At 61.0% G+C, this 20,262-nt stretch carries 22 protein-coding genes; 8 read left to right on the forward strand and 14 right to left on the reverse strand.

Annotated elements, in window-relative coordinates; translation table 11 throughout:
• Position 1: 1 nt before the first annotated feature.
• Together lolB and IH404_RS04560 are read right to left on the reverse strand one after the other, a co-directional pair.
• Positions 2-619, reverse strand: a complete 618-nt coding sequence (gene lolB, locus IH404_RS04555) for a lipoprotein insertase outer membrane protein LolB (RefSeq protein ID WP_005784614.1) — start codon at positions 617-619, stop codon at positions 2-4.
• A gap of 4 nt (positions 620-623) precedes the next feature.
• Entirely contained in the window at positions 624-2,348 is a 1,725-nt protein-coding gene (locus IH404_RS04560; RefSeq protein ID WP_005784615.1) for a tetratricopeptide repeat protein, read from the reverse strand.
• Between the two features lie 182 nt (positions 2,349-2,530).
• On the opposite strand from IH404_RS04560, the gene hemA reads away from it, so the two are divergent.
• From hemA to IH404_RS04590, 6 genes are all read left to right on the forward strand, one after another.
• Entirely contained in the window at positions 2,531-3,820 is a 1,290-nt protein-coding gene (gene hemA / locus IH404_RS04565) for a glutamyl-tRNA reductase (RefSeq protein WP_005784616.1), read from the forward strand.
• Positions 3,817-4,899, forward strand: a complete 1,083-nt coding sequence (prfA, locus tag IH404_RS04570) for a peptide chain release factor 1 (RefSeq protein ID WP_032878002.1) — start codon at positions 3,817-3,819, stop codon at positions 4,897-4,899. Before hemA ends, prfA begins: the two co-directional genes overlap by 4 nt.
• Positions 4,900-5,730 carry a peptide chain release factor N(5)-glutamine methyltransferase gene (prmC, locus tag IH404_RS04575; protein WP_194440025.1) on the forward strand — a complete coding sequence of 277 codons (831 nt, stop codon included), beginning with the start codon at positions 4,900-4,902 and terminating at the stop codon, positions 5,728-5,730.
• Positions 5,724-6,479, forward strand: a complete 756-nt coding sequence (locus IH404_RS04580) for a molybdopterin-synthase adenylyltransferase MoeB (RefSeq protein ID WP_194440026.1) — start codon at positions 5,724-5,726, stop codon at positions 6,477-6,479. The genes prmC and IH404_RS04580 overlap by 7 nt, the downstream gene beginning before the upstream one ends.
• Positions 6,472-7,266 (forward strand): glutamate racemase, encoded by a 795-nt coding sequence (murI, locus tag IH404_RS04585; RefSeq protein WP_194440027.1) that lies wholly within the window; start codon positions 6,472-6,474, stop codon positions 7,264-7,266. Before IH404_RS04580 ends, murI begins: the two co-directional genes overlap by 8 nt.
• Positions 7,267-7,376: 110 nt before the next feature.
• Complete coding sequence (locus tag IH404_RS04590; protein ID WP_005784623.1) at positions 7,377-7,895, forward strand: acyloxyacyl hydrolase; 519 nt, start codon at positions 7,377-7,379, stop codon at positions 7,893-7,895.
• A gap of 132 nt (positions 7,896-8,027) precedes the next feature.
• Here IH404_RS04590 and IH404_RS04595 read toward each other — a convergent pair whose 3' ends face one another.
• From IH404_RS04595 to IH404_RS04650, 12 genes are all read right to left on the reverse strand, one after another.
• A complete protein-coding gene (locus IH404_RS04595) occupies positions 8,028-8,333 on the reverse strand; it encodes a YkgJ family cysteine cluster protein (protein ID WP_032803249.1) in 306 nt (101 codons plus the stop codon).
• A gap of 54 nt (positions 8,334-8,387) precedes the next feature.
• A complete protein-coding gene (locus IH404_RS04600; protein WP_005784625.1) occupies positions 8,388-8,879 on the reverse strand; it encodes a DUF2878 domain-containing protein in 492 nt (163 codons plus the stop codon).
• Positions 8,872-10,143: a cyclopropane-fatty-acyl-phospholipid synthase family protein gene (locus IH404_RS04605; RefSeq protein WP_194440028.1), complete on the reverse strand. Its 1,272-nt coding sequence runs from the start codon at positions 10,141-10,143 to the stop codon at positions 8,872-8,874. The genes IH404_RS04600 and IH404_RS04605 overlap by 8 nt, the downstream gene beginning before the upstream one ends.
• Positions 10,130-10,939 carry a DUF1365 domain-containing protein gene (locus IH404_RS04610; protein WP_005784627.1) on the reverse strand — a complete coding sequence of 270 codons (810 nt, stop codon included), beginning with the start codon at positions 10,937-10,939 and terminating at the stop codon, positions 10,130-10,132. The genes IH404_RS04605 and IH404_RS04610 overlap by 14 nt, the downstream gene beginning before the upstream one ends.
• Positions 10,936-12,183, reverse strand: coding sequence for an FAD-dependent oxidoreductase (locus IH404_RS04615; protein WP_194440029.1), 1,248 nt, complete (start codon positions 12,181-12,183; stop codon positions 10,936-10,938). Before IH404_RS04615 ends, IH404_RS04610 begins: the two co-directional genes overlap by 4 nt.
• Positions 12,180-12,962, reverse strand: a complete 783-nt coding sequence (locus IH404_RS04620) for an SDR family NAD(P)-dependent oxidoreductase (protein WP_194440030.1) — start codon at positions 12,960-12,962, stop codon at positions 12,180-12,182. The genes IH404_RS04615 and IH404_RS04620 overlap by 4 nt, the downstream gene beginning before the upstream one ends.
• Positions 12,959-13,381 (reverse strand): nuclear transport factor 2 family protein, encoded by a 423-nt coding sequence (locus IH404_RS04625; protein ID WP_194440031.1) that lies wholly within the window; start codon positions 13,379-13,381, stop codon positions 12,959-12,961. Before IH404_RS04625 ends, IH404_RS04620 begins: the two co-directional genes overlap by 4 nt.
• Complete coding sequence (phrB, locus tag IH404_RS04630) at positions 13,374-14,816, reverse strand: deoxyribodipyrimidine photo-lyase (protein WP_194440032.1); 1,443 nt, start codon at positions 14,814-14,816, stop codon at positions 13,374-13,376. Before phrB ends, IH404_RS04625 begins: the two co-directional genes overlap by 8 nt.
• Complete coding sequence (locus IH404_RS04635; RefSeq protein WP_194440033.1) at positions 14,817-15,746, reverse strand: MerR family transcriptional regulator; 930 nt, start codon at positions 15,744-15,746, stop codon at positions 14,817-14,819.
• A gap of 3 nt (positions 15,747-15,749) precedes the next feature.
• A complete protein-coding gene (locus IH404_RS04640) occupies positions 15,750-16,709 on the reverse strand; it encodes a DUF523 and DUF1722 domain-containing protein (RefSeq protein WP_005784633.1) in 960 nt (319 codons plus the stop codon).
• Positions 16,710-16,820: 111 nt separating this feature from the next.
• A complete protein-coding gene (locus IH404_RS04645) occupies positions 16,821-17,036 on the reverse strand; it encodes a TIGR02450 family Trp-rich protein (protein WP_005784634.1) in 216 nt (71 codons plus the stop codon).
• Entirely contained in the window at positions 17,033-18,019 is a 987-nt protein-coding gene (locus IH404_RS04650; protein ID WP_005784635.1) for an FAD-dependent oxidoreductase, read from the reverse strand. The genes IH404_RS04645 and IH404_RS04650 overlap by 4 nt, the downstream gene beginning before the upstream one ends.
• A gap of 212 nt (positions 18,020-18,231) precedes the next feature.
• On the opposite strand from IH404_RS04650, the gene IH404_RS04655 reads away from it, so the two are divergent.
• Together IH404_RS04655 and hemH are read left to right on the forward strand one after the other, a co-directional pair.
• Positions 18,232-19,131, forward strand: a complete 900-nt coding sequence (locus IH404_RS04655) for a TIGR01777 family oxidoreductase (protein ID WP_005784636.1) — start codon at positions 18,232-18,234, stop codon at positions 19,129-19,131.
• A 14-nt stretch (positions 19,132-19,145) separates the two neighbouring features.
• On the forward strand, positions 19,146-20,171 hold the full coding sequence (hemH, locus tag IH404_RS04660) for a ferrochelatase (protein WP_005784637.1): 1,026 nt from the start codon (positions 19,146-19,148) through the stop codon (positions 20,169-20,171).
• Positions 20,172-20,262 lie beyond the last annotated feature (91 nt).

Raw genomic sequence — 20,262 nt, forward strand, 5'->3', positions numbered from 1 at the left:
GTTATTGCCCCAACTTGCGCGGTTGCCAGTCCTTGATCACCAACGTGACATCAAGGTCGGTGCCGTGCAGCTTGATGCGCTCGGGCAGCCAATAGCCGTTCTGTTGCACGTAGCTCAGGTACTCCACCTGCCAGCCGTCCTGCTCCAGGGAGGCAAGGCGACTGTCGCCATTGAGGCTCAGGCGACTTTTGCTCTCGGGCGCTGGAAGACCGCGCACCCACCAGACCAAATGCGAGACAGGCAGCTTCCAGCCGATCTGCTGCTCCAGCAGTTCCTCCGGGGAGGTCGCTTCATAGCGGCCCTGGTTGGCCACTTCCAGGCTCACTTGCCCCGGCCGGCCCGTCAGGCGAGCCGCCCCCCGGCCCAGCGGGCCCGAGAGGCGAATGTCGTAATAATCCTGGCGTTGCAGCCAGAACAGGGTGCCGCTGCCGGAATCTTTCGGCGCGCGAACCCCGACCTTGCCCTCGATCTGCCAGCCGTCGATGCTGCTGAGCTGATCCTTGTGTTGTTGCCATTGCGCCGGGTTGCCCTGGCCTTCAACGGATTCACGGGTGCCTACGCCCGCGCAACCGGCGAGCAGGGCGATAAAACTGAAGACGATAATGTGGCGAAAGAACATAAGCTTAAAGGGTCTCGGATCCGGTCAGGCGCTTGATGGTGCCGCGCAGGATTGGGCTTTCGGGTTGTTCCTTGAGGAATTTTTCCCAGATTTGTCGTGCTTCGCGTTGCTCGCCCTTGGCCCAGAGCACTTCGCCCAGGTGTGCGGCAACTTCTTGATCGGGAAAGCGCTCCAGTGCCTGGCGCAGCAAGCGCTCGGCCTCGTCGAGGTTGCCCAGGCGGTAATTCACCCAGCCCAGGCTGTCGAGTACGGCCGGGTCTTCAGGGTTGAGCGCATGGGCCTGTTCGATCAGTACCTTGGCTTCGGCGTAACGCGTGGTGCGGTCGGACAAGGTGTAACCCAGGGCGTTGAGTGCCATGGCGTTATCCGGGTCGCGCTTGATGATCAGGCGCAGGTCCTTTTCCAGTTGGGCCAGGTCATTGCGCTTTTCAGCCTGCATGGCGCGGGTGTACAGCAGGTTCAAATCGTCGGGATATTGCAACAACGCCTGTTGCAGCAGCTTCCAGGCGCGTTCGCCCTGCTTGTTGGCCGATAAGGTCTCGGCCTGGATCAAGTACAGCTGGATGGCGTAGTCCGGCTCGGCATCGCGGGCCGCGGCCAGGCGTTTTTCCGCTTCGTCGGTACGGCCATTGCTCATCAGGATGTCGGCCTGGCGCAACTGGGCGGGCAGGTAGTCATTGCCGGGGCCGACCTGGGCGTACTCGAGCAGGGCGGCCTGCGGGTCGTTGCGTTCTTCAGCAATGCGGCCCAGGTTCAGGTGCGCCGAGTCGACATGGCTGTCACGTTCAATCAACTGTTCCAGGTAGCCCTTGGCCTCATCCCAGGCTTTGGCTTCCAGGCACACCAGGGCCAGCGAATAGCGCAGTTCGTCGTCGTCGGGGTATTGCTGGACCAGGTTGGCGAACTGCACTTTGGCGTCTTCCATGCGGTCCTGCTCAACCAGCATTCGCGCATAAGTCAGGCGCAGGCGCTTGTCGTCCGGGTATTTCTTGATGCTTTTTTCCAGCAGAGGAATCGCTTCCTTGCCGCGGTTGAGGTTCTGCAGCAGGCGTGCTCGCAGCAGAATTGGCGCGATCTCGCCGTCTTCCGGCGGGTTTTGCTCAAGCAATTTGAGTGCGGCGTCGGCTTCGTCATCCTGTTGCAACAGCAAGGCTTTGCCGAAAATCAGCTGGCTGTTCTTCGGATGCTTTTGCAGCAGGCGGTCGAAGCTCTTCATCAGGCCATTGCGGGTGTCCTGATCGGTGTCGGCGGCCGACAGCGCCAGGAAATCGAAATGCGTGTCGCCCTTGCCCTGCAGGACTTTCTCCATATAGACCATAGAGTCGTCATAGCGGCCCGCGCGCGCCAGTTGCACGGCGGCGGCGCGCTGGGCTTCCAGATCGTCGGGGGCATTTTTTGCCCAGATCAGCGACGTATCCAGCGCAGCCTGGTCGGCGCCCAGGTATTCGGCGATGCGAAACGCACGCTCGGAAATGCCCGGATCCTGGGTGTTGATGGCCTGGGTCACGTAATTATCCAGCGCAATATCGAAACGATTACGCTGGCCGGCCAGTTCCGCGGTCAGCAGGCTGTAGATCGTTTCTTCACTGAACGAGGAATAAACCTTGGGCTTTTCAGGGGCGGGGGAGGTGTCTTCTACCGGCGGCGTAGCCTCCGGCGACACGGGTGCCATGGCCTGGCAGCCGCTGAGAAAGACAAAAGCAAGGAGCAACGCGGAAGATCTATTCATATAGGAAGAGGACGACTAACCTGCGGTCGGATCATCATGACACAAGCCTTCGGCCAAACATAACCGAGTCTCAGTGGAGGCCTTTATAGGCATAACGCATTAGGACAATAGACGACGGTGGTTGTTCTGGATCTTTCGAAGTAGGACAATTGTCGGCTTCCCGACATCATCAGCGATATTGAATGGCCTTCCTCGCACTCGGTATTAACCACAAGACTGCCTCCGTAGACGTGCGCGAGCGCGTGGCGTTTACGCCAGAGCAGTTGGTTGAGGCCTTGCAGCAGCTCTGCCGGCTCACCGACAGCCGCGAAGCTGCGATCCTTTCGACCTGCAATCGCAGCGAGCTCTATATAGAGCAGGAACATCTTTGCGCGGATGTGGTACTGCGCTGGCTGGCCGATTATCACCATTTGAGCCTCGATGACCTGCGCGCCAGTGCCTATGTGCATGAAGAGGATGCGGCAGTTCGTCACATGATGCGTGTGGCGGCCGGTCTCGACTCGCTGGTGTTGGGCGAACCGCAAATTCTTGGCCAGATGAAGTCTGCCTATGCTGTAGCGCGTGAGGCCGGCACGGTCGGTCCGCTGCTGGGGCGCCTGTTCCAGGCCACCTTCAATTCGGCCAAGCAGGTGCGTACCGACACGGCTATCGGCGAAAACCCGGTGTCGGTGGCCTTTGCCGCTGTCAGCCTGGCCAAGCAGATTTTCAGCGATTTGCAGCGCAGCCAGGCGCTGCTGATCGGTGCCGGTGAAACCATTACCCTGGTAGCCCGGCACCTGCACGATTTAGGCGTGAAGCGCATCGTTGTCGCCAACCGCACGCTCGAACGGGCGAGTATCCTCGCTGAACAGTTCGGTGCTCATGCCGTGCTGTTGTCAGACATTCCGGCTGAACTGGTGCGCAGTGATATCGTTATCAGCTCCACCGCCAGTCAGTTGCCGATCCTCGGCAAAGGTGCGGTCGAGAGCGCGTTGAAACTGCGCAAGCACAAGCCGATCTTCATGGTGGATATCGCCGTTCCCCGGGATATCGAACCCGAAGTCGGCGAGTTGGACGACGTTTACCTCTATAGCGTCGACGATTTGCATGAAGTGGTCGCCGAGAACCTCAAGAGCCGCCAGGGGGCCGCCCAGGCCGCCGAGGAGATGGTCAGCACCGGTGCTGAAGATTTCATGGTGCGCCTGCGTGAATTGGCGGCGGTGGATGTGCTCAAGGCGTATCGTCAGCAGGGCGAACGCCTGCGTGATGAAGAGTTGCTCAAGGCCCAGCGTCTGCTCGCCAACGGCAGCAGCGCCGAAGAGGTGCTGATGCAATTGGCCCGTGGCCTGACCAACAAACTGCTCCATGCACCCAGCGTTCAGTTGAAAAAGCTTACCGCCGAAGGCCGCCTCGATGCGCTGGCCATGGCTCAGGAACTCTTTGCCCTCGGTGAGGGCGCGTCAGACAGCTCTTCGGATAAAAAACCGCAATGAAAGCGTCACTGCTCAATAAACTGGACGTGCTCCAGGACCGTTTCGAAGAACTGACCGCTTTGCTCGGCGACGGCGAGGTCATTTCTGATCAGGCCAAGTTTCGCGCTTATTCCAAGGAGTACGCCGAAGTTGAGCCGATTGTAGCCACCTACAAACATCTCACCAAAGTGCAGGCTGACCTCGAAGGCGCCCAGGCGCTGCTCAAGGACAATGACCCGGACATGCGTGAAATGGCCGTGGAAGAAGTCCGCGAGGCCAAGGAAAAACTCGCCGAACTGGAAGGCGACCTGCAACGCATGCTGCTGCCCAAGGACCCCAACGACGGGCGCAACGTGTTCCTCGAAATCCGCGCCGGTACCGGTGGCGACGAGGCGGCGATTTTCTCCGGCGACCTGTTCCGCATGTATTCGCGCTACGCCGAACGACGCGGCTGGCGGGTCGAGATCCTGTCCGAGAACGAAGGTGAACACGGTGGCTATAAAGAAGTCATTGCTCGGGTCGAAGGTGACAACGTCTACGGCAAGCTGAAGTTCGAATCCGGCGCCCACCGTGTGCAGCGTGTCCCTGCGACTGAGTCCCAGGGCCGTATCCATACCTCGGCGTGCACCGTGGCGGTGTTGCCTGAGCCGGACGAGCAGGAAGCCATCGAGATCAACCCCGCGGACTTGCGTGTCGACACCTACCGCTCGTCGGGCGCCGGTGGCCAGCACGTCAACAAGACCGACTCGGCGATTCGGATTACCCACTTGCCGTCGGGCATCGTGGTGGAATGCCAGGAAGAACGTTCCCAGCACAAGAACCGGGCGCGGGCCATGTCCTGGCTGTCGGCCAAATTGAACGACCAGCAAACCAGCGCCGCCGCCAACGCGATTGCCAGCGAGCGTAAGCTGCTGGTGGGCTCGGGCGATCGCTCGGAGCGCATCCGAACATACAACTTTGCCCAAGGCCGGGTAACCGACCATCGTGTCAATCTCACCCTTTATTCCCTGGATGAGATTCTCGCCGGTGGCGTGGATGCGGTAATCGAGCCGTTGCTCGCCGAATATCAGGCGGATCAACTAGCCGCGATAGGTGAATAAATGACCATCATAGCCAGCCTGCTACGTGCGGCCGACCTGCCCGATTCGCCCACCGCGCGCCTGGATGTGGAACTGCTGCTGGCCGCCGCCCTGGGCAAGTCCCGCAGCTACCTGCACACCTGGCCGGAAAAGATCGTCAGCAGCGAAGACGCCCTGACCTTTGCCGACTACCTGCAGCGCCGCCGCAGCGGCGAGCCGGTGGCCTATATCCTCGGCCAGCAAGGCTTCTGGAAGCTGGATCTGGAGGTCGCACCGCACACGCTGATCCCGCGTCCGGAAACCGAATTGCTGGTGGAAGCCGCTCTGGAACTGCTGCCTGCTACCCCGGCCAATGTCCTGGACCTGGGCACCGGCAGTGGCGCCATTGCCTTGGCGTTAGCCAGCGAGCGCCCGGCCTGGCAGGTCACCGCCGTTGATCGCGTGCTCGAAGCGGTGGCCCTGGCCGAGCGCAACCGCCAGCGCCTGCACCTCAATAACGCCACGGTGCTCAACAGCCATTGGTTCAGCGCCCTGCAAGGCGATCGCTTCGACTTGATCATCAGTAACCCGCCCTACATTGCTGACAACGATCCGCACCTGGTGGCGGGGGATGTACGGTTTGAGCCGGCGAGCGCCCTGGTGGCCGGGCCTGATGGCCTGGACGATTTGCGCCTGATCATCGATCAATCACCGGCCCATCTGAATGCTGGCGGCTGGCTGTTGCTTGAGCACGGCTACGACCAGGCCTTGGCTGTGCGTGACTTGTTGTTGAACCAGGGTTTTGAAGGCGTACACAGTCGTATCGATCTTGGCGGTCACGAACGCATCACCCTGGGGCACCGACCGTGCTGACCGATCAGGAGCTGTTGCGCTATAGCCGGCAGATTCTGTTGCAGCATGTCGACATCGACGGCCAGTTGCGCCTGAAACAGAGCCGCGCGTTGATCGTCGGCCTCGGTGGCCTGGGCGCTCCGGTTGCGCTCTACCTCGCCGCTGCCGGTGTAGGTGAGCTGCACCTGGCGGATTTTGACACGGTCGATTTGACCAACCTGCAACGCCAGATCATCCATGACACCCACAGCGTTGGGCAGACCAAGGTCGATTCGGCCATGCGTCGCCTGAGCGCGATCAACCCTGAAATCACCCTGACCCCCCATCGGGTGGCGCTGGATGCTGACTCGCTGGTCTCTGCAATCGGCGCAGTGGATGTGGTGCTCGATTGCAGCGACAACTTCTCTACCCGCGAAGCGGTGAATGCGGCCTGCGTCGTGGCGGGCAAGCCATTGATCAGTGGCGCGGCCATTCGCCTTGAGGGGCAATTGTCGGTGTTCGACCCGCGTCGCGCCGACAGCCCGTGCTATCACTGTTTATACGGGCACGGCAGCGACACCGAACTGACCTGCAGCGAAGCCGGTGTGGTCGGGCCGTTGGTGGGGCTGGTCGGTAGCCTGCAAGCGCTGGAAGCCTTGAAGCTGCTGGCTGGTTTCGGTGAGCCGCTGGTGGGTCGCCTGTTGCTGATCGACGCCTTGACCACGCGTTTTCGCGAATTGCGCGTCAAGCGCGACCCGGGTTGCAGTGTGTGTGGAACCCGGCATGGTTAAGGGCGCGCCCATCGGTGTGTTCGACTCCGGCGTCGGCGGCCTGACGGTGCTGGAAGAAATCCAGCAGTTATTGCCCCATGAATCGCTGCTGTACGTGGCCGACTGCGGGCATATCCCCTATGGCGAGAAGACTCCGGCGTTCATCCTTGAGCGTTCTCGAACCGTCGCCGAATTTTTCCGCGAGCGCGGCGCCAAGGCATTTGTGATCGCGTGTAACACCGCAACGGTCGCCGCCGTTGCCGATTTGCGTCAGGACTACCCAGATTGGCCCTTGGTCGGCATGGAGCCTGCGGTCAAGCCCGCTGCTGCCGCTACCCGCAGCGGCGTGGTGGGTGTGCTCGCCACCACCGGCACGCTGCAAAGCGCCAAATTCGCGGCCTTGCTCGACCGCTTCGCCACTGATGTACGAGTGGTGACCCAACCCTGTCCGGGCCTGGTGGAGCTGATTGAAGCCGGTGACCTGAACAGCCCGGCTTTGCACATACTGTTGCAGGGCTATATCGAGCCACTGCTCAGCGCCGGTTGCGACACCATCATCCTGGGTTGCACCCACTATCCCTTCCTCAAGCCGCTCCTGGCGCAGATGCTGCCCCCCAGCATTATCCTGATCGACACCGGCGCCGCGGTGGCGCGCCAGCTCAAGCGCTTGCTGGATGGGCGCGACCTGCTGGCAGTTGGCAATCCCGATACTGCACAGTTCTGGACCAGCGGCGATCTGACTCACCTAAGAAATATCCTACCGACACTTTGGAAACATCCCGGAGTTGTGCGAAGCTTTGGCTCGTGAAAATTTCGTGAAATGGTGCTGATAAAAGCTGAACTTCCGGCTCTACGTCAGCTTCTATAGCCAGTTAGCCTGTTTAAAACTCTATAACTTCGTTCGGAAGGATGTTTCTTATGAAGCGCTTGTTCTGTTTGGCTGCGATTGCGGCCGCTGTGTTGGGACACTCTGTTTCAGCCCAGGCCGCCGGCCTGGAGTTCGGGTTGGGGAGTACCAGTGATTCGACGTTGACCTATCGACTGGGCCTGACTTCGGATTGGGATAAAAGCTGGATGCAAAGCGATGTTGGCCGTCTGACCGGCTACTGGAGCGGCGCCTACACGTATTGGGAAGGTGATGACCGTGCAGGTGCCAGCAGCCTGTCGTTCTCGCCGGTGTTTGTGTATGAGTTTGCCGGCCAGTCAGTCAAGCCCTACATCGAAGCCGGTATCGGCGTGGCGGTGTTCTCCCGTACCCGGCTGGAAGACAACAACATCGGCCAAGCCTTTCAGTTCGAAGACCGCCTGGGTTTCGGCCTGCGGTTTACCGGTGGGCATGAAGTGGGCATTCGCGCCACGCACTATTCCAACGCCGGCATCAGCAGCAATAACGACGGGGTAGAGAGCTACTCGTTGCACTACACCATGCCGTTGTAATTCAACAACAACGAAGCCCCCCCTGTGGGAGCGGGCTTGCTCGCGAAATCGGTGTATCAGCTAGCACATGCATAGACTGACCCTCCGCCTTCGCGAGCTGCTCCCACATTTAGATCTTTGCTCATCGCAGGATCAGCGGTAGACCGTCGCGATGCCTTCCCGCTCTTCAAGACACTCCGGCGCTCCCATCTCGAACTCCCGGCAAATCAGCGGTCGAAGCGCATAGATCGTGCACATCATCGTGTCTCGATCCAGTGCCGCGCACCAGCCGTCGTCCAGGCGCAGCATCACTTCGCCGCCCCACTCATCGGTATCGATAAAGCGCTGCGGCACGCCGGTGTCGGTGATCAGCATGACTTCCAGCTGACAGCAGCAGGCCGCGCACGTCGAGCAAGTGACGGCCGGTTCAGTGATTTGGATATGGGGGATGTTGGTCATAGCCGCGCAGTGTAAGGCAAGTGCGTTAAACGTGTATGAATGCTCGGACAAGCGTCAGTGTTCGAGCTTGCGCGCGAGCCCGTGCAGCAAGGGGAACAGCATGGCCCATAACAGCGCTAGGCCGATCAGAGTCGCTGCCGTGCCGTAGCCAAAACCCACGCCGGCCAATTGGCTGCCGGCGTAATAAGACAAAGGCCCACCCACTGCGCCCAACAGGCCGGCCAGCCACCAGGGCCGTGCACTCCAGGCCAGGCAATGGCGCAGGGTCGTGGCCAGCAGCGCCCACAGTACGATCAACCAGAATGGAATCAACGGCCCGGGCTCGCTGAAGTGGAAAACGCCCAGGGTGCGCAACAGCGTGTCCAGCAGTGTGCCTGCCAGTGTCACGTTGAGCACGAGCAGGCCGTCATCCGCCAGCGAACTTATCCACAGCAGGTGCACGCTCAATACCGCCAGCCCCGCCAGCAGCCATGGGCTGTCGCCGCCGAGTACGCAGGCAAACCAGCCGCATTGGAACAGCACGGCATTGGCCAGGGTTTTAAGCACTGAAGCGCCCAAGCAATGGCGGGTTGATCGCCGCGGGTTTGGCCAGCAGCAGTTGTGCGGTACCGATGGTGCGTTCCATAAACCCGCCTTCGCAATAGCACAGGTAGAACTCCCACAAACGCAGGAAATACTCGTCGTAGCCCAGTTCCATGAGACGGCCATGGGCGCGGCGGAAGTTTTCATGCCACAGGCGCAGGGTACGGGCGTAGTGCAGGCCGAAGTCCTCCATGTGCAGCAGGTTCATGTCGGTGTCGCGGCTGACGATGTGCAGCATGTTCTGGACACAGGGCAGGGCGCCACCGGGGAAAATGTAGCGCTGGATGAAGTCGACGCTGCGCTTGGCCTGTTCAAAGCGCTGTTCGCGAATGGTGATGGCTTGCAGCAGCATCAGGCCGTTGGGCTTGAGCAAGTGCGCACATTGTTTGAAATAGGTCGGCAGGAACCGATGCCCCACCGCTTCGATCATCTCGATCGACACCAGCTTGTCATACTCGCCAGTGAGGTCGCGGTAATCGCTGAGCAGCAAGGTCACTTGATCTTGCAGGCCCTGCGTATGAATGCGTTTTTCGGTGTAGGCGAATTGTTCCTTGGACAGGGTCGTGGTGGTGACCTTGCAGCCGTAATGCTGCGCCGCATACAACGCCATGCTGCCCCAGCCGGTGCCGATTTCCAGCAGATGGTCGCTGGGCTTGAGCGCCAGTTTCTGGCAGATGCGCTCCAGCTTGTTCAGTTGCGCTTGTTCCAGGCTGTCATCGGGTGTCAAAAACTGCCCCGCCGAGTACATCATGGTCGGGTCGAGAAACTCTTCGAACAGGTCGTTGCCCAGGTCGTAATGGGCGGCGATGTTTTTCTGCGAGCCCTTGCGTGTGTTGCGGTTGAGCCAGTGCAGGCCTTGGGTGAACGGGCGGGCCATGCGTGCCAGGCCACCTTCCATGGCGTCGAGTACGTCCAGGTTGCTGGCCATCACCCGGACCACGGCGGTGAGGTCGGGACTGGTCCAGTAACCATGGATAAACGCCTCGCCGGCGCCGATCGAGCCATTGGCGGCTACCAGGCCCCATACCGCCGAGTCGAGAATCTGAATTTCGCCTAACAGGTGCGCTTCCCGTGCGCCGAACACTTGTCGCTCGCCGTCTTCGATCACCACCAACTGGCCGTGACGCAGTTGGCTGAGCTGGCGCAGCACCGCCTTGCGCAACAGCGCAGCGGTCATGCCATTGACGTTCAGGCGGTTAGCCTTGACCGATAAGCTAGGGGATTTCATGGCGGCGATCCTTGGTGTACCCGACGGCGGTGCGAGAGGCGCCATCGGCGGCCCGGTGGGAAAAAATCGGTGTGCGCTTGAGCAGCAGGCGCAAGGCTTGCCAGTAGATTGCCAGGCAGGTCTTGGCGGTCATCCAAGGGAAGCGCCACAAATAGCGATGCAGGCTTGCGCGGCTGAGTGAATGTTTTTCCAGGCTCAAGGTGGCGTCGAAAACCTTTTGCGTGCCCTGCCAGTCGGCCATGTGCACGCCGAGCCGGGCAGATGGCGGGCTGAAACTCATGCGGTATTCCAGGTCGCGCGGTAAGAAGGGCGACACATGGAACGCCTTGGCCACGGCGAAGTGCTGATGCTCATCGGCGTCGAGGGGCTGGGCCGGCAGCACGTAGTGATAACGCTCGCGCCATGGCGTGTTGGTTACTTCACACAGGATCGCGGCCAACTGCCCGTCGGCCTCGAAGCAGTAGAAGAAACTCACCGGGTTAAACGCCAGGCCCCAACTGCGGGCCTGGGTCAGCAGGCAGATAGCGCCCTGGGGTGTACGCCCCAGAGCTTTGCCGACTTCATGGCGCACCGCATCGCTCAAGCTCATGCCGTGGCACGTGAGTTCACGCAGGTAATCCTGCTGGCGAAAGCCGAAAGGCGCCAGGCGACCAGTGCCGGCCAGAGGTGAAAGCCCGAGCACTGCATCCTGTTCGCTGAGGTCCAGATACAGCAGGCCGATGCGGTAGCGAAAGGCGTGGGCCCTGGGCGTAAACCGGCGATGGGCGATCCAGCCGCTGTACAGGGCGCTGTTCACAGGCTTTCCCCGAACGCCTGGGCCACGCGCAGGGCGCTGACCACGCCGTCCTCGTGGAAGCCGTTGGCCCAGTACGCGCCGCAATAAAAGGTGTTGCGGGTACCGTGCAATTCTTCCCAGCGTGCTTGAGCAGCCACGGCAGCCAGGCTGTACTGCGGATGGGCGTAGGTGTAGCGCGCGAGGATCTTCAACGGGTTGATCACTTGCGTCTGGTTGAGGCTGACACAAAACGTGGTGTCGCTGTCGATGCCCTGCAGGATGTTCATGTCGTAGGTGACGGCGGCCTGATTCTGCGAGTGGCCGGTCAGCCGGTAATTCCAACTGGCCCAGGCCAGCTTGCGGTCAGGCAGCAAGCGTGTGTCGGTGTGCAGCACTACGTCGTTGTCGGCGTAGGGCAGGGCGCCGAGGATCTCTTGTTCGGCCTGGCTCGGGTCTTCAAGCAAGGCCAGGGCCTGATCACTGTGGCAGGCCAATACCACCCGGTCGAAGGTTTCGCTGCCGTCCGGGCTGTGGATAACCACCCCACCGTCGATGCGTTGCACTTTATGCACAGGGCAGCCGAGGCGCACACGCTCGCGAAAACTGCGGGTCAGCGGTTCGATGTAGCCGCTTGAACCGCCTTCGATCACGCACCATTGCGGCCGGTTGTTGATCGATAGCAAGCCGTGGTTCTTGAAGAAGCGCACGAAGAATTGCAGCGGGAAACCGAGCATGTCCGAAAGGGACATTGACCATATCGCAGCCCCCATCGGCACAATGTAGTGGCGGATAAACCTTTGGCCGTAACCGCCGGCTGCGAGGTAGTCACCGAGGGTCATCTCGGCACTGATACGCTGCTCTTGCAGGTCCAAAGGCGCCTGGCGGTTGAAGCGCAGGATATCGCGCAACATGCCCCAGAACCCGGGCGACAGAATATTGCGGCGTTGGGCAAACAAGCTGTTGAGGTTGTTGCCGTTGTACTCGAACCCGCTGCTTTGGTCGCACACCGAAAAGCTCATTTCGGTGGGTTTGAACGTCACGCCGATCTGGCCCAGCAATTGGATGAAGTTGGGGTAGGTCCAGTCGTTGAACACAATAAAGCCGGTGTCCACGGCATAGCGTTCGCCCTCTACGGTAACGTGGACTGTGTGCGTGTGCCCGCCGATGCGGTCGCCCGCTTCGAACACCGTGATGTCGTGGCGGCGGCTGAGCAGGTAGGCGCTGGTCAGCCCGGCGATACCGCTGCCGACAATGGCGATCTTCACAGATCATCCTTTTTCGGTGGCGGGCTGCGCAACATGCGCTTGCCGATGATCAATTGCGCGCGGTTGGGCAGCTTCGACAGCGGCCACAGGGTGGCAATGAACATGGCCGGGAAGGCAATCTCCAGCGGGCGTTTTTCCAGTTTTGCAAAGATGTGCCGCGCCGCCTTGTCGGCGGACCAGCTCAGGGGCATCGGGAAGTCATTGCGTTCGGTCAGCGGTGTGTCGACAAAGCCTGGGCTGATCACGGTGACGTCGATGTTTTCCGGCGACAGGCTGATGCGCAGGGATTCGAACAGGTAACGCAGGCCGGCCTTGGATGCGCCATAGGCTTCGGCGCGTGGCATCGGCAGGTAAGTCACGGCGCTGGCCACGCCCACCAGATGCGGGGTACGCCCCGCGCGCAACAGCGGCAGCGCGGCCTCGATGCAATAACTGCTGGCCAACAGATTGGTACGCACCACATGTTCGATGATCGAAGCGTCAAATTGCCGGGCGTCGACATATTCACAGGTGCCGGCATTGAGGAGCACCGTGTCCAGTGCGCCCCAGACTTGAGTGATGTGTTCACCGATCTCGCGCACAGTCTGGCTGTTGGTCAGGTCGCCGGCCACCACCAGCACTTGCCCTGGATAGCGATGGGCGAGTGCTTCCAGCGGGCCTTTGGTGCGGGAACTGAGGGCCACATGGGCGCCACTGTTGAGCAGTTCTACGGCCAATGCGGCGCCGATGCCACTGCTGGCGCCGGTCAGCCAATAACGGCGGGGCGATGCAAGGCTCATCCCATTCTCCTTTTCAGCCAACTGATGACGCCGCCGAGAATCGGCACATGTTCATAAAGCAGTGCGCCGGCATCGAAATAATCACGATGCTGGTAGACCTTGTCGCGCCACATCAAGTGGGAACAGCCTTGTACCCGGATCATCTTGCCTGCGGCCAGGCGCGGGTGACAAAAAATCATGGTCCAGCGCAGGTAGCCTTCGCCTTCGGCCGTCTGGTCGAAACCCTGAAACTCGAAATCCAGTTGGTTGACGTCGCTGTACAGCTGCGCGAAATAACGCTGCAGTTCGGGCAACCCATGGACTTCATGCAGCGGATCGGCAAATACAATGTCATCACTGTACAAACGGCCAAGCAGGTGCAGGTTGTGCTTGTCCAGCGTAGCGAAGGCTTCGGCGAAGCGGCGCAGGAAGTCATTCATGATCGGCCATCTCCTGACGTGAAGGCAGGCGGCGAAAGGCAGCCAGTGCGCGTTCCCGAGAGGCTTTGAGGTCGACGATGGCGCGGGGGTAATCCGCCACGCCAAACAAACCGCCAGCCGCTGCCGGGTTATGCACTTCTTTTTTATTCAGCGTGGCCAGTTCCGGCAGCCAGCGCTTGATGAAAATGCCGTCGCCGTCGAATTTCTCCGATTGGCTCAACGGGCTGAAAATCCGGAAGTACGGTGCCGAGTCGGTACCGGTCGATGAGCTCCATTGCCAACCGCCATTATTGGCCGCCAGGTCGCCGTCGATCAGGTGGCGCATAAAAAAGCGCTCGCCTTCGCGCCAGTCGATCAGCAGGTTCTTGGTCAGGAACATCGCCACCACCATGCGCAGGCGGTTGTGCATCCAGCCGGTTTCCAGCAATTGGCGCATGGCCGCGTCGATGATCGGCAAACCCGTGCGCGCCTGTTGCCATGCCGCGAGGTCTTCGGGGGCATTGCGCCAGGCCAGCGCTTCGGTTTCCGGGCGAAAGGCGCGGTGGCGGGACACCCGTGGGTAGCCGACCAGGATGTGTTTATAGAACTCGCGCCATAGCAGCTCGTTGATCCAGGTGATGGCGCCGATGTCGCCGCTTTCGAACTCGCCCTGATTGGTTTGCAGCGCAGCGTGCAAGCACTGGCGCGGCGAAACCACACCGGCGGCGAGGTAGGCCGAAAGCTGGCTGGTACCGGGTTTGGCCGGGAAGTCGCGCTCGTCCTTGTAATAGCTGATCTGCTCGTCGGTGAAGGCGTCGAGGCGGCGGCGCGCCTCGTCTTCACCGGCTGGCCACAGGGCGCGCAAAGTTTCGCTGGGCGACTCGAAACCGTCGACCGTGGTCGGCACCGGATCGCTTTTCACGTCGAGCCTGGCCTGAGTTTTCGGCGTTGCCACCTGGCGCGGCAGGGCGCTGTGCAGGCGGTTGTAGCAAACCTTGCGAAACTGGCTGAACACCTGGAAATAGGTGCCGGTCTTGGTCAGTACGCTACCGGGTTGGAAAAACAGTTGGTCCAGGTAGCTGTGAAACGTGATTCCCTGCGTTTGCAGCGTCTGTGCCACGGCAGCATCACGCTGGCTCTCGTGGATGCCGTATTCCTCGTTGACGTGCACAGACTCCACCGACAATTCCCGGCACAGTTCGCTCAGTGCAGCAGGCGCCTGGTCCCAGGTCGCGGCGTAGCGGATCAATAAAGGGATGTTCAGTTCGCCCAGCGCCTGACTCAAGTGCTGCAGGTTGCGCAGCCAGAAATCGATTTTGCACGGCGCGTCATCGTGGGCCAGCCACTGCTCGGGAGTGATCAGGTAAATGGCCGCGACGGGGCCACGCTGGCATGCAGCAGCAAGGGCCGTGTTGTCGTGCAGGCGTAAGTCGGTGCGCAGCCAGATCAGATGCATTTAGACGATTCCACGCTGGATCAATAATTGGTGGGCCGATAACGGGTCTTGCGCCATGAACAATTCAGGGACGTCGCGGGTGATTACGGATAACTCGGCGTTGTGAATGCGCACCGTCGGGCCGGCAATCACTATTGGGCAACTGACGCCGCCCAATAGTTTTGTCAGTGTCGACAAATGGAGGGTCTTGCTCGAATACAACAGCACGGCGCGTGGTTGCAGGTGTTCCACCGCCAGGGCCAGTTCGCCGGCAGGCAGCGGCCAGTCGAATACTTCCACCGGGCAGTCGGCGCTGCTGGCCAGCCAGGCACTGAGCCACAGGTGCGGTTCCAGCGGTAAGTCGGAATGGTTGACCAGCAGCAGCGGCGCGCCGTGGAGTTGGCGATTGTTGTGATAAATCCGCGCGCCGAACTTGCTGCGCAGCCACGACAGGAAAAACACCCGCTCCATCTGCGCGCCGAACTGACCCTGCCATCTTTGTTCCAGCTCCTTGAGCAACGGCAGCATCAATTGCTCGCACAAGGTGCGTGGCGGGTAGAGCGCCATGGCCTGGTTGAAGGCGTCATCGACCCGGCGTTCGGCCAGTTCGCTGATGGCATCCACCAAATGCTGGCGCAGGGCGTGCCACTCGTTTTCCATGGGCTCGGGGCGGGCGTGGGCTGAGTCGATCAAGCCTTTGACCTGACTGACCGGCACGCCTCGATTGAGCCAGGTGAGGATGGCGTGAATGCGTTGTACGTGTTCGGCACTGAACAGCCGGTGCCCCTTGGGCGTGCGCTGGGGCACGATGAGGCCGTAGCGGCGTTCCCAGGCGCGCAGGGTCACGGCGTTGACGCCGGTCTGGCGCGCCACTTCGCGGATTGGCAACCAGCCGTTTTCGAGGGCCAGGGCAATGTCTTCGCCGGGTTCGTCAAGCAGGGCAGCTTTCATGGGTTATATCGCATTACGCAGGCTGAGGTTTTCCGGGTGCGGTTGCAGGTAGGCCTGCTGCGCGATGTAACGGTCCGGGTGTTGGCGAAAGTGATGCTTGAGCAGGGTGAGTGGCACTACCAGCGGCACGATGCCTTGACGGTACTGGCCGATCACGGTTTGCATTTCCTGTTTGTCATCGGCGCTGATGACCTGCTTGAGGTAGCCGCTGATGTGTTGCAGCACATTGCTGTGTGTGCCGCGGGTGGCGCACTTCTTCAGGCCCGTCATCAGCTCGCCGAAGTAGCCGTGGGCCAGAGCCTGGAGATCGACGTCCTTGCCCATGCTGCCGAGCAAATGGCCCAGGCTTTTGTAATGCGCCGGGCTGTGGGCCATCAGCAGGTACTTGTAGCGCGAGTGAAACGTCAGCAAGCCGTGGCGGGTGAGCCCCTCGGCCAGCAGTTGTTGCCAACTGGCATACACGAATACGCGGGTCAGGAAATTTTCCCGCAACACAGGGTCGTTCAGCCGGCCGTCTTCTTCTACCGGCAGGTTAGGGTGGCGCGCACAAAACGCCTGGGCGTAAATGCCGCGGCCGCCACCGTCAACGGGCGTGCCGTTGGCGCGGTACACCTTGACCCGCTCCAGGCCGCACGATGGCGACTTCTGCATGAAGATATAACCGCACAGGTCGGTGTGTGCCTGGGCCATTTGCTGGCCGTAGTCGTGCAGTGGCTGCGTGACGTTGAGTTCACGGTTTACCGTGCCAACGGCTTGCGGCTGCGCAGGGTCGCCTACCAGCCGGATTGGCTCGCGGGGGATGCCCATCCCGATGGCAACTTCCGGGCACAACGGCACGAAGTCGAAGTAGTCGCTGAGTGTCTGGGTGCACAGCAGCGACTGTTTATGCCCACCGTTAAAGCGCACGTTCTCGCCGAGGAGGCAGGCGCTGATGGCGATCTTCGGTTTTGTACTACTCGACATACCCAAAACCTCTGCAATAATCCTGTACAACTTATAAAGTTTGTACAACTACGTCTCATCATAGATTCGATGTTGTACAAGTCAAATAGTTTGTATAGGTTTTTTGCAGCGTTACTTCCAGCCGATTTTCCAGCACTCGGCGTTTTGCAGGGTCTGCCATGGCAGGCGTTCGGCACGGTGAGTCAGCACCGCTTGCAACTCGATTTCCAGCACCGTGCCTTCGTCATCACGAAACAATTCGGTGACCAGAAAGTGTTTTTCCTTGTTGCGTGGCTGTGCTGCCGTCCATTTCGACAGCAGCAGCTTGCTGGGGTTGAGGCGGTTCATTGCAGGTGTGCGATCAAGCGTCGCGCCGCTTCCTGGCCACTGAGCCAGGCGCCTTCTACCCGGCCCGAAAGGCACCAGTCGCCGCAGACGAAAAGGCCCAGGTCGGCATCGGCCAGTACGCCGAACTCATGGCTGCCCGACGGGCGAGCGTAGAGCCAGCGGTGCGCCAGGCTGAATGACGGCGCGGGCATGGCGCTGTGCAGCAGTTCGGCGAAGGCGCCGTGCAAGTGCTCGATTACCGCTTCCTTGGACAGGTCCAGGTGCGCCTTGCTCCAGGCGCTGGTGGCGTGCAGCACCCAGGTGTCGAGGGTGGTGTCGCGCCCCGGTTTGCTGCGGTTGCGCGCCAACCAGTCAAGGGGGCTGTCTTGCACGAAGCAGCCCTCCATCGGTGTATCCAGGGGCTTGTCGAAGGCCAGCGCAATGGCCCAGGTCGGGTCCATTTTCACCCCGGCGGCGGCACTTGCCAGCTTGGGGGCAGCGGCCAGCAGGGCAGTGGCCTGAGGGGCCGGTGTGGCGATGATCACATGGCTGAAGGGGCCGTGACTCTCACCGTCGGCGTCGAGCAGGTTCCAGTGCTGTGTGCCCTGGAACACCTCGGTGATGCGGCAACCGAACTCCACCGGCAGGTCATCGAGCAGGGCGCGGGTGATGGCGCTCATGCGCGGTGTACCGACCCAGCGGATCTGTTCATCGGGGGAAGGCGTCAGTTGGCCGGACTTGAAGTTGTACAGCTGGGGCTTCCACTGTTCGGCCCAGCCATTGCTTTGCCAGCGCTGCACTTCGTTGACGAAGCGCCGGTCGCGGGCGGTGAAGTATTGCGCGCCCATGTCCAGCGCGCCGGCATCGCTGCGCTTGCTGGACATGCGGCCACCGCTGCCGCGGCTTTTATCGAAGAGTTGTACGGTGTGGCCCGCGTCTTTTAACGCTCGGGCGGCGGAGAGACCGGCTATGCCGGTGCCGATGATCGCGATGGGGACAGTCATGGGAGGCCTCGTTTTACCGTTGGGTACAGACTACGCCGACACCAATAGCTGTACAATATTGTTTTTTGGTATAAGTTTTGGCGTGCCTGATTGTGTGGCGTGACCTATGGTTAAGCTCAGGCTTGAACGCGCGTCACGCTCGATTATCAAATTGATCCCTGCTTATAAAATAGACCAGTGAGTGGCGGCGAACGTTACATGAGGAGAGTCCCATGCATATTTTGCTGACCGGCGGTACCGGCCTGATTGGTCGTCAACTTTGCCAACACTGGCTCGCCCAGGGTCATCGCCTGACGGTGTGGAGCCGGCAACCGGAAACGGTCGCCAGGCTCTGCGGCGCACAGGTGCTTGGGGTGGCTCGCCTGCAAGAGGTGATTGGCGCGGTGGACGCGGTGGTCAACCTGGCGGGTGCCCCCATCGCTGACCGGCCCTGGACCCACAAGCGCAAGGCATTGCTGTGGAGCAGTCGAATCAGTCTCACCGAAACCCTGCTGGCCTGGATCGACAGCCTGGAGCAGAAACCGGCGGTACTGATCTCCGGCTCCGCCGTGGGCTGGTATGGCGACGGCGGCGAGCGCGAATTGACCGAAGCCAGCGGGCCGGTGCTGGACGATTTCCCCAGCCAGTTGTGTATTGCCTGGGAAGAAACCGCCCAACGTGCCGACGCCCTGGGCGTTCGCGTGGTGCTGGTGCGCACCGGCCTGGTGCTGTCGGCGCAGGGCGGCTTTTTGTCGCGCCTGTTGCTGCCCTTCAAACTGGCGCTGGGCGGGCCGATCGGTAATGGTCGGCAGTGGATGCCATGGGTGCATATCAAGGATCAAATCGCCCTGATTGATTTTCTTCTGCACAAGACTGACGCCAGCGGTCCTTATAATGCCTGCGCGCCACACCCGGTGCGTAATCGCGAGTTTGCCAAGACCCTCGGCCAGGTTTTGCACCGCCCGGCGTTCATGCCGATGCCGGCGTTTGCACTGAAGGTTGGGTTAGGCGAATTGTCTGGTTTGTTGCTGGGCGGGCAGAAGGCCTTGCCTGAACGGCTGCTGGCGGCGGGTTTCACTTTCCAGTTCACTGAGTTGCGTGCGGCTCTGGACGACCTGTCCAGCCGCCTCTAAAGATAGGATGTTGCATGACCGATCACGCGTTGTTACTGGTCAACCTGGGTTCGCCAAAGTCCACTTCGGTGGCCGATGTGCGCAGCTACCTCAATCAGTTCCTGATGGACCCTTATGTGATCGACCTGCCATGGCCGGTGCGGCGTTTGCTGGTGTCGCTGATCCTGATCAAGCGCCCGGAGCAGTCTGCCCATGCTTATGCGTCGATCTGGTGGGATGAGGGCTCGCCGTTGGTGGTCTTGAGCCGTCGTCTGCAACAGCAGATGACTGCGCAGTGGACCCAGGGCCCTGTGGAACTGGCAATGCGTTATGGCGAGCCGTCGCTGGAAACCGCCCTGACACGGCTGGCCGCCCAGGGTATCGGCAAGGTGACACTGGCGCCGCTGTATCCGCAATTTGCCGACAGCACCGTGACCACGGTGATAGAAGAAGCCAGGCGCGTGGTGCGCGACAAGAAACTCGCTATCCAGTTTTCGATCCTGCAGCCTTTTTACGACCAGCCCGAGTACCTCGATGCTCTGGTAACCAGCGCACGCACTTACCTGGAGCAGGATTTCGATCACTTGCTGCTCAGTTTCCATGGCCTGCCCGAGCGCCATCTGAAAAAGCTCGACCCTACCGGCGGGCATTGCTTCAAGGATGCCGACTGCTGCAAGAACGCATCGCCAGAGGTGCTCGCCACCTGCTATCGCGCCCAATGCTTCAGCGTCGCCCGGGATTTTGCCGCGCGTGCCGGTTTGCCCGATGGCAAGTGGTCGGTGGCGTTTCAGTCGCGCCTGGGCCGGGCCAAGTGGATCGAGCCCTACACCGAGGCCCGCCTGGAGGCGCTGGCCCAGCAGGGCGTGAAGAAGCTGCTGGTGATGTGCCCGGCGTTTGTCGCCGACTGCATCGAGACCCTGGAAGAAATTGGCGATCGCGGGCGGGAACAGTTCCGCGAAGCGGGGGGTGAAGAGCTGGTGTTGGTGCCGTGCTTGAATGATGACCCGCAATGGGCGGCGGCGCTCAATACCCTGTGCGAACGAGCGCCCGTTGCCTTGTAGTCAAGCCTTGCGGTGACTCAAATGTGGCAGGGGGCTTGCTCCCGATGGCGGTGGATCAGTGACAGATATACTGCCTGATACTCTGCTATCG

Source organism: Pseudomonas sp. OST1909 (assembly GCF_015277575.1).
Classification (GTDB): domain Bacteria; phylum Pseudomonadota; class Gammaproteobacteria; order Pseudomonadales; family Pseudomonadaceae; genus Aquipseudomonas; species Aquipseudomonas synxantha_A.